At 62.8% G+C, this 8,055-nt stretch carries 9 protein-coding genes; 5 read left to right on the top strand and 4 right to left on the bottom strand.

The features are described 5' to 3' along the window. Positions 1-279: 279 nt before the first annotated feature. Positions 280-690: a hypothetical protein gene (locus tag JQ586_RS26465; RefSeq protein ID WP_212397554.1), complete on the top strand. Its 411-nt coding sequence runs from the start codon at positions 280-282 to the stop codon at positions 688-690. Between the two features lie 222 nt (positions 691-912). Continuing rightward, complete coding sequence (locus JQ586_RS26460) at positions 913-1,131, top strand: DUF2934 domain-containing protein (protein WP_212397553.1); 219 nt, start codon at positions 913-915, stop codon at positions 1,129-1,131. An 11-nt stretch (positions 1,132-1,142) separates the two neighbouring features. Here JQ586_RS26460 and JQ586_RS26455 read toward each other — a convergent pair whose 3' ends face one another. After that, entirely contained in the window at positions 1,143-1,520 is a 378-nt protein-coding gene (locus tag JQ586_RS26455) for a tautomerase family protein (protein WP_212397552.1), read from the bottom strand. Between the two features lie 139 nt (positions 1,521-1,659). Here JQ586_RS26455 and JQ586_RS26450 point away from each other — a divergent pair, with 139 nt between their 5' ends. From JQ586_RS26450 to JQ586_RS26440, 3 genes are all read left to right on the top strand, one after another. Continuing rightward, positions 1,660-2,259: a TetR/AcrR family transcriptional regulator gene (locus JQ586_RS26450; protein WP_212397551.1), complete on the top strand. Its 600-nt coding sequence runs from the start codon at positions 1,660-1,662 to the stop codon at positions 2,257-2,259. Between the two features lie 345 nt (positions 2,260-2,604). After that, the gene (locus JQ586_RS26445) at positions 2,605-2,940 is read left to right on the top strand and encodes a GYD domain-containing protein (protein ID WP_212397550.1); all 336 of its coding nucleotides are present in this window, start codon (positions 2,605-2,607) and stop codon (positions 2,938-2,940) included. A 215-nt stretch (positions 2,941-3,155) separates the two neighbouring features. Beyond that, positions 3,156-4,415: an MFS transporter gene (locus tag JQ586_RS26440; RefSeq protein ID WP_212397549.1), complete on the top strand. Its 1,260-nt coding sequence runs from the start codon at positions 3,156-3,158 to the stop codon at positions 4,413-4,415. Between the two features lie 100 nt (positions 4,416-4,515). Here JQ586_RS26440 and JQ586_RS26435 read toward each other — a convergent pair whose 3' ends face one another. From JQ586_RS26435 to JQ586_RS26425, 3 genes are all read right to left on the bottom strand, one after another. Next, entirely contained in the window at positions 4,516-4,974 is a 459-nt protein-coding gene (locus JQ586_RS26435; RefSeq protein ID WP_212397548.1) for a nuclear transport factor 2 family protein, read from the bottom strand. Between the two features lie 98 nt (positions 4,975-5,072). Beyond that, a complete protein-coding gene (locus JQ586_RS26430; protein WP_212397547.1) occupies positions 5,073-5,366 on the bottom strand; it encodes an antibiotic biosynthesis monooxygenase in 294 nt (97 codons plus the stop codon). A gap of 276 nt (positions 5,367-5,642) precedes the next feature. After that, positions 5,643-7,916: an FdhF/YdeP family oxidoreductase gene (locus JQ586_RS26425; protein WP_212397546.1), complete on the bottom strand. Its 2,274-nt coding sequence runs from the start codon at positions 7,914-7,916 to the stop codon at positions 5,643-5,645. Between the last annotated feature and the right edge of the window lie 139 nt (positions 7,917-8,055).

Raw genomic sequence — 8,055 nt, 5'->3', positions numbered from 1 at the left:
AGCGTCCACCGCATCCCACCACAACGTTCGTGACGATCGCGAGCGCCCCTCGATCGGGTGAGACGGCAAATTCTATATACTGATTTGCAGTTACGATAAACCGAAATATTTTTTCGAGCGCGGCTTGACAGGTTTCCGACTGATTTGCCCGTCGGGTCGGATTGTCGCGCGCGGCCTCCAAATCATGCGGCGCAACGGGATTTTTCCAGTATCATGGTGCTTAGCCTGCAAGGCGAAAGAAGCACGGATTGATCAGCAATGAGTGCTGGCCCCATCACGGTGGTGAAGCTCTTCGCGCATGCCTGCTGCGGAGCAGTCGGCGCCTTTGTGTTCGGCCTGTGCCTCGCAAGCACGATCGTGCGCTTCGATGGCCTCTCCCTCGCGGTCACGATCCTGTTCGGGCTCCCCGTCATTTCCGACTGGTTTTGGACGCGCCGCCAGGTTCGCCAGTTTGCTGCAAGCGAGACGGCCGGCAACCATGCAACCCAATTCCTTTGGTCTTATGTATTCTTCTGCATGCTCGCGTCGGGGTTTGGCATCGCGGTCATGGCCATTGTCCTGCTGTCGGCGGACGTCACGCGAACATTCGGCGCAATCGTGTTCGGAGTGCTCACATGCGTCGGGATTTATCCGGTTGTCCGTGACGCTAAGCGTCTCGCCGATGCATTGCAGCCACGGACTGCCCCTTGATCTCATGGAAGAAGCCGCCGGATGGCGGCCTCCTTAACCGCAGTTCAGGGATCCCCCAGTGATACCGGAGAAAACGGTCGGGAAAAGGGGGCAGTTCCTTATTCTTCGAGACGCATCGCGGAGGAACACCAGGGGATGCAAGTGAACCAAGGTTGGTTCCGCAGGAACGACTCCTGACCGCCTTAAGTTTTAGTAAGCAGCATCGATAGTCAGGAGCGGAGCATGCATGCCTTGACTGAACAGGATATCCGCACGCGGGCCTACGAGCTTTGGCGGGCCGCCGGCGGGCCGAACATCAAGCTTGATGCGTTCTGGTACCGGGCAGAGAAGGAACTGTTGCGGGAGAGGGCGAGGGAGGAGCGAGGATCGCACGCCTCGAACGGTGCGCCGCGCCGAACCGTTCGACGACGGCGCGATACGACCCCGACGGACATCCACTAGAGCGGTCGCACTCAAGCGAATTGCGCGAGACCATGGCCGACGGACCAGTTCTCCTTCGCCGCGTCGTGAACGACGATGAACACATCCTCCGGCGCAATCCCGGGGTTGTCGCCGAGCAGCTCCGCGGCCCGCCGATACAGCGCTTTCTTTTGCTCCGCGGTGCGCGTGCTGAACACGGTGACCTGGATGTAGACGACGTCGGCGCTGCGAACGATTCCGTAGGCATTGCCGGTGCGGAAGTTCGCGGCCGTGTGCTCGCTGATGGTCATGAAGTGGTCGCTCTCGGGTACGCCGAGCGTGTCGCGCATCGCGCGGTACAGGCTGTCTGATATCGCCTGGCGATAGGCGTCCGTTTTTCCGGCGCGCAGGGAGATGTTGATGAGGGGCATCGTGGGTTCTCTTCGGCGAGGAATCCTCGGATCGTCGGGCGCCTCGTTGACATCAATTCTTGACACGTTGTCAAAAACACATTTTTGACGCCGTGTCAAATATTGTTTAGATGATCACGGGGGCAGGACGGAGAGACCATTGCGGCCGCGCGAGTTTGACCATGACGATGTCCTGCGCATCGCGTTCGACCAGTTCTGGCGCAAGGGGGTGCGCGGCACGTCGCTCTCCGACATCGCACGCGATGCGGATGTCCAGCGCGGCAGCCTCTACAATGCCTTCGGCAGCAAGGAGGCGCTGTTTCTCGCCGCCTATGAGCGCTACGCCAGCGAATATCTCGCCTCGATCGAGAAAGCGCTGAGCTCCGGGAGCCTGCGACGGCGCCTCACCGCATTCTTCGATGTGACGATCGGGAACATGTGCGCGGGATCGCCGCCACGCGGCTGTCCGACCACGCGCGGACTGATGGAATTGGGATCAGCAGAAGGCGAAGGGCTGGACGACAATGCGCGCAGGGCCTTTGCCGACCTGATGACGCGCATCACCGTTCGACTTGAAGCAGTTCTGTCCGCCGGTGTCGCGCGTGGCGAATTCAAGGGATCCCCCAAGTGCACGGCACTTCACATCGCCACCGTGACGCGCGGATTGGCCGTGCTTGAACGCGCTTTCGGTGACGAGGGCAAGCTTCGCGAGATTGCATCGCACACGGTCGATCTCGTTCTCGCAAAGGCGAGTGGCTGATTTCGGTCCTGCCTGAATCAGAATTGAAGCTCTAGATTCTTGTTTTGACGCGTCTTCTTGACGCGAACCGGTGTGCACTTCGCTCGAAAACCCTCCAGGCAAGGAAGCTGCGACGGATCAGCACGCGTGCGGGTTACGAATTGTCCGAGCTCTTTCACGCGGCGGGCAACTGATGTAAGATTTTGGCAGAGCCGCCGCGGGACGTGCCGAACTCCCGATAGTCACTGGCGGCGCCATGCCCACGGCAGGGCAGCCTACTTTCAATATCTTTTCAGACGCGACGAATGTGTCGACCTTTCCGGGCCGGCCGCAAATCCATTTTCACAAGTTCAGAAGGAGCATGCCATGCATTTTTGTTTCACTGGACAGTATACGCCCCGCGCGCTCAACGCCATTCTGGAAAATCCCACGGTCAGCCGCCAGGAGGCGGCAAGTAAGGTCATCGAAGCCGCCGGCGGCAAGCTGGTGTCGATGTACAGCGTCGCGACGGACGGTCCCGGCGTCCTGATCATCTTCGACGTCCCCGATCCGAGCATGGCACCGGCCATTTCCGGTCTGACCGTCACGACAGGGACGATGCAGAACGTGAAGCTGACGCGGCTCTTCACGCAGGATGAGATCAAGCAGGTACGCCAGAACGCGGCCAAGCTGCGCTCCACGTACAAGCCGCCCGGCAGCTGATCATCGACGGACGAAGCTGCCGCTTGCCGATGAGCGGCAGCTTCGTCGCAATCCGTTCCGAAACGGGATGTGTCGCCGGCTCGCGCCGGCGGGCATGGCTGCATGCGGCCATCTGCATTGACTCCCGCCTCGTCGGCGCTACCCTGCCACCCGGGAAGTTCTCCCAGAAGAATCAAGAACAGGGCAGGGAACGCCGTGAAACGCGTCATCGCGTCTTGAGCGGGGCCGGACTGAGTTCAGCGCTCGCGCCGTTTCGCATCCGCAACTATCGCTTTCAGTGGCCGTCCGACCTGCTCACCTCCTGGGCGTTCGAGGTCGAGACGCTGGTGCTCGGCTGGTACATCATGGTCGAGACCGGCTCGGTGCTGCTTCTGACCGTGCTCGCGTCGCTGCAATATGTCGGGACGCTGATCGCGCCCGTCGTCGGCATGATCGGCGATCGTCTCGGGCACCGGGATCTGCTGGCCGCGATGCGCTTTGCATACACCGTGCTGTCGGGCACCATCATGACGCTGGCGCTGAGCGGCCATCTGGCGCCGTTCAACGTCATGGTCATCGTCACCCTGATGGGGCTGATCCGGCCATCGGACCTTGGCGTGCGCGGCGCGCTGCTCGCCGACATCATGCCGCCGGAACGGCTGGTCGGCGCCATCAGCCTGGCGCGCACCACGCAGGATTCGGCGCGGATTGCCGGCGCCCTGACCGGCGCCAGCCTGTTTGCCGCGCTCGGCATCGGCTACGTCTATGTCGCGATCGCCTGCTTCTATTTCACCGCCGCGATCCTGATGCTGTGCATGACCCGTCCGGTGCAGTCGCACGGTGCCGGCCATGCGGCTGACGTCGCGCACGGGGCCAGCCTGCTGCGCGATCTCAAGGAGGGCATCGTCTATGCGTGGAGCGGCCCGGGCATGCGCGCGGCGCTCTGCGTCGCGTTCCTCGCCAATCTCACCGCGTTTCCGCTGACCAACGGCCTGCTGCCTTACGTCGCGCGTGACATCTTCCACACCGACCAGACCGGGCTCGGCTATCTCTCGGCGAGCTTTGCGGTAGGCTCGCTGATCGGTTCGATCACCCTCAGCATGGCCGGCGGGGTACGCATCGCGCGGCTTCTGATCGGCGCGACGCTGGCCTGGTACGCGATGCTGCTGGTTTTCGTGGAACTGAGAACCATGCCGGTGGCGATGGCCTGCCTGGTGCTCGCCGGCACCGCGCAGAGCATGTCGATGATCTCGGCCGCCGTGATGCTGATGCGCAACGCCAGCGCGCATCTGCGCGGCCGCGTGATGGGTGTGCGCATGATGGTGATCTACGGCCTGCCGCTCGGCCTGCTCGCCGCCGGCAGCCTGATCGACATGATCGGTTATACCGCGACCGGCACGCTGCTCGCCGCCGCCGGTTTCATCGCCATGCTGGGAATAGCGTTGCGCTGGCGGGCCGATCTGTGGCCGGTACACGCACCGGCGAATGCGCGGTGAGCTAATCGTAGCCCGGATGCAGCGAAGCGTAATCCGGGGCAACTCGATCCGCGGATGACGCTTCCCCGGATTGCGCTTCGCTGCATCCGGGCGACATTCTTTAGTGCGCCTCTATGCGCGAGGCGTGATGGCTGGCGATCTTCCAGGCGCCGCCTTCGTTGACGTAGGTCTGCGTCAGGCGAAAGACGAACGGCGCTGGCGCCCCGGGAACGGTGAAGGTCGCGATCCCCGCGATGTTGATGAGATCAGTCCCGACCGGTACGACCGTCATATCCTTGAATGCGACCGTGGCGCCGACCATGGGCGGCAGCGCGGCAAAATAGGCTTTGACGCCATCCAGTCCCTTATAGAGCGGCGGCGTGGAGCCGTAGAACAGCGCATCCTTTGAATAGAGGCCGGCCATCGCGTTCCAATCCTTCTTGGCGAACGCATCCGACCATTTCTGCAACGCTCCCGCGACCACATCGTCGGCAGGCGCGGCCTGGGATGGCGAACTTGCAATCAGGATGGCGAGTGAGGCGGCGAGGGCGATGGAGAGGCAGAAATTGCGTTTCGTCATGACAACACTCCCTGGGTAAAATCGGGTTGGAAATCAAAGCAAGTCGGCTCTTCTTACGAACCTGAATTCGCGCAAATCTGTCCTGAGGCAACGCGAGATCAGAGCGTCGACACGACCGTCACGGTGTGCTCGACCTCGGGCGGTGCCGCATAATACGGCCCAACCAAGGCGCGCCATTCGCCGAATTTCTCGGAGCTGCGAAACGCATCGTGGGCTTCGACAGTGTCCCACTTGGCGATGAAGCGGTAGCGCGACGGCTTTTCAATCGAACGATGCAGCTCAAAGCCGTGGAAGCCCGCGGGGGAAGGCAGGGTTACCGCCCTGGCAATGGCGATCTCATAGTCTTTTTCAGTACCCGGCTTGATTTCGATTTGTGCGATTTCAGTGATCATCTCAATCCACTCCGCACCGGTCAAATTGGATATGTTCAGAAACAATCGTCTCTTACGCTTCGGTCAGTGCGCACGCGCCGATGCGTGCCGGCAATTGATGCTGATATGAAAATGACGGCGCGGACTTGGCAAGCCCAAAATGCGCGCGGGATGACGGGCTCGGCGGAGCAGCGCGCGTAGCCCGGATGGAGCGAAGCGCAATCCGGGGCAGGTCGATCCACGGATGATGCTTCCCCGGATTTCGCTCCGCTCCATCCGGGCTACCGGTTCGTGCAGCTATTGCGCAGCGCGGTGGATGCGCACCGGCACTGACTTGTAGGACGGCGTGCCGCTTTCCTTGTCCTGGTAGTCGAGCGGCACCAGGCCGTTGGCTTCCGGATAATAGGCGGCGACCGATCCGGGCGCGATCTCGTAGGCGATCGCGGTAAGCGTGAGGCGACGCGGCTCGCCGGTGGGTAGGGCCGTCTCGATCTCGACGAGATCGCCATGGGCAAGGCCAAGCTCGGCGAGGTCGGCGGCGTTGGTGAACAGCACGTCGCGTCGGCCGAACACGCCGCGATAACGGTCGTTCAAACCGTAGATCGTGGTGTTGTACTGGTCGTGGCTGCGGATCGTGGTGAGCTTGAGGATCGCCTTGTCCGCCAGCACCGGATCTTCCTCGAGGCCATCGAAGATCAGGAATTCGGCCTTGCCCGACGCCGTCGTCCATTTGCGCTCGGTCGGCGGGAGCGGCAGGCGGAAGCCACCGGGAATCCGGATGCGCGCGTTGTAATCCTTGAAATCCGGAAAGACGCCCTCGATGGCATCGCGGATGCGGTCATAGTCGGCGATCAGCTCGCTCCACGCCACCTTGCTTGCCGGCAGCGTCGCCATCGCCATGCCGGCGATGATGGCCGATTCCGAACGCAGATGCTCGGAGGCCGGGCTGAGCCTGCCGCGCGAGGCGTGCACCATCGACATGGAATCTTCCACCGTGACGGCCTGCGGCCCCGACGCCTGGATGTCCTGCTCGGTGCGCCCCAGCACCGGCAGGACGATCGATTGCTTGCCGACCAGGAGATGCGAGCGATTGAGCTTTGTTCCCAGGTGCACGGCGAGCTCGAGCTTGCGCATGCCGGCCGCGCAGCGCTCGGGGTCGGGCAGCGCGATGGCGAAATTGCCGCCGAGGCAGATCAGGACTTTTGACCGGCCGTCGTCGATCGCCTCCATCGCCGCGACCGCGTCATGGCCGTGATGGCGCGGCGGCTTGAAGCCGAAGGTGCGCTCGATGCCCTCGAACATCGGAATGCTGGGCTTCTCGGTGATGCCGACGGTGCGATTGCCCTGCACGTTGGAATGGCCGCGCAGCGGGCAGATGCCGGCGCCCGGCTTGCCGAAATTACCCTTGAGCAGCAGCAGATTGGCGATCTGCTGCACATTGTCGGTGCCGCGCATGTGCTGGGTGATGCCCATGCCGTAGGTGACGATGGTGGCTCTCGACTTCGCATAGGCAGTGGCGACCTCGCCAAGCCGGGCGCGGGAAAAGCCGGAGACCGCCTCGATCTGTTCCCACGGCGTTGCGCGCAGGTCGGCGGCGAAGGCGGCAAAGCCGTTGGTGTGCTCGGCGATGAAGGCATGATCGAGCACGTCATGCGTCGCGTCATCCTGTTCGATCAGCGCCTTCATGATGCCCTTCAGCACCGCGGCGTCGGCGCCGACCCTGGGTTGATAATAGGTCGAGGCGATCCGCGTCGAGCTGAAGGTCGCCATCTCGATCGGGTCCTGCGGATCGGCGAACCGCTCCAGCGCGCGTTCGCGCAGCGGATTGAACACGATGATCGGCACGCCGCGCCGCGATACCTCCCACAGGGTGCCCATCATGCGCGGATGGTTGGTGCCGGGATTGTGGCCCATCGCGATGATCAGCTCGCAATGGTCGAAATCCTCCAGCGACACCGTGCCCTTGCCGATGCCGATCGACTGCGGCAGGCCGACGCTGGTCGCCTCGTGGCACATGTTGGAGCAGTCGGGGAAATTGTTGCTGCCATATTCGCGCGCGAAGATCTGGAACAGGAAGGCGGCCTCGTTCGAGGCGCGGCCGGAGGTGTAGAATTCCGCCATGTTGGGATCGGGCAGGCTGCGGAGGCTGTCGCCGATCCGCGCGAAAGCGTCGTCCCAGGAGATCGGCTGGTAGGTATCGCTCGCGGCGTCATAGGCGAGCGGGTGGGTGAGGCGGCCTTCGTTCTCGAGATGAAAATCGCTCCAGCCGAGCAGCTCGGTGACGGTGTGGGCGGCAAAAAATTCCGGCGTGACGCGCTTGCTGGTGGCCTCCCAGGTCACTGCCTTGGCTCCGTTCTCGCAGAACTGGAAGGTGGAGGTGTGCTCCTTGTCCGGCCAGGCGCAGCCCGGACAATCGAATCCATCCGGCTTGTTGGTGCGCAGCAACGTGATCGGCGCCTCGACCAGTTCCATCTGGTCGCGAACGGCGATCGCGGTCGCCTTGAGGGCGCCCCAGCCGCCAGCCGGGGCATCGTAGGGTCGGATCCCGGGAACGTCGCGCTTTTGGACCATATGTCCTCCTGCAACTCTTGAAGAATGCCCCTGTGCGTCGATCCCGAACGTGATTGTTGTCTTGCGCGAGACCGGCTTGCGCCGATCGACGTTCTCGATCTGCTGCAGCCGTCTCGTGTTGGACCTTAGCCTGGTAGGC

Origin of the sequence: Bradyrhizobium jicamae (assembly GCF_018130215.1) — a bacterium.
Classification (GTDB): Bacteria; Pseudomonadota; Alphaproteobacteria; order Rhizobiales; family Xanthobacteraceae; genus Bradyrhizobium; species Bradyrhizobium jicamae_A.
This window is presented reverse-complemented; position numbering and strand designations above follow the sequence as displayed.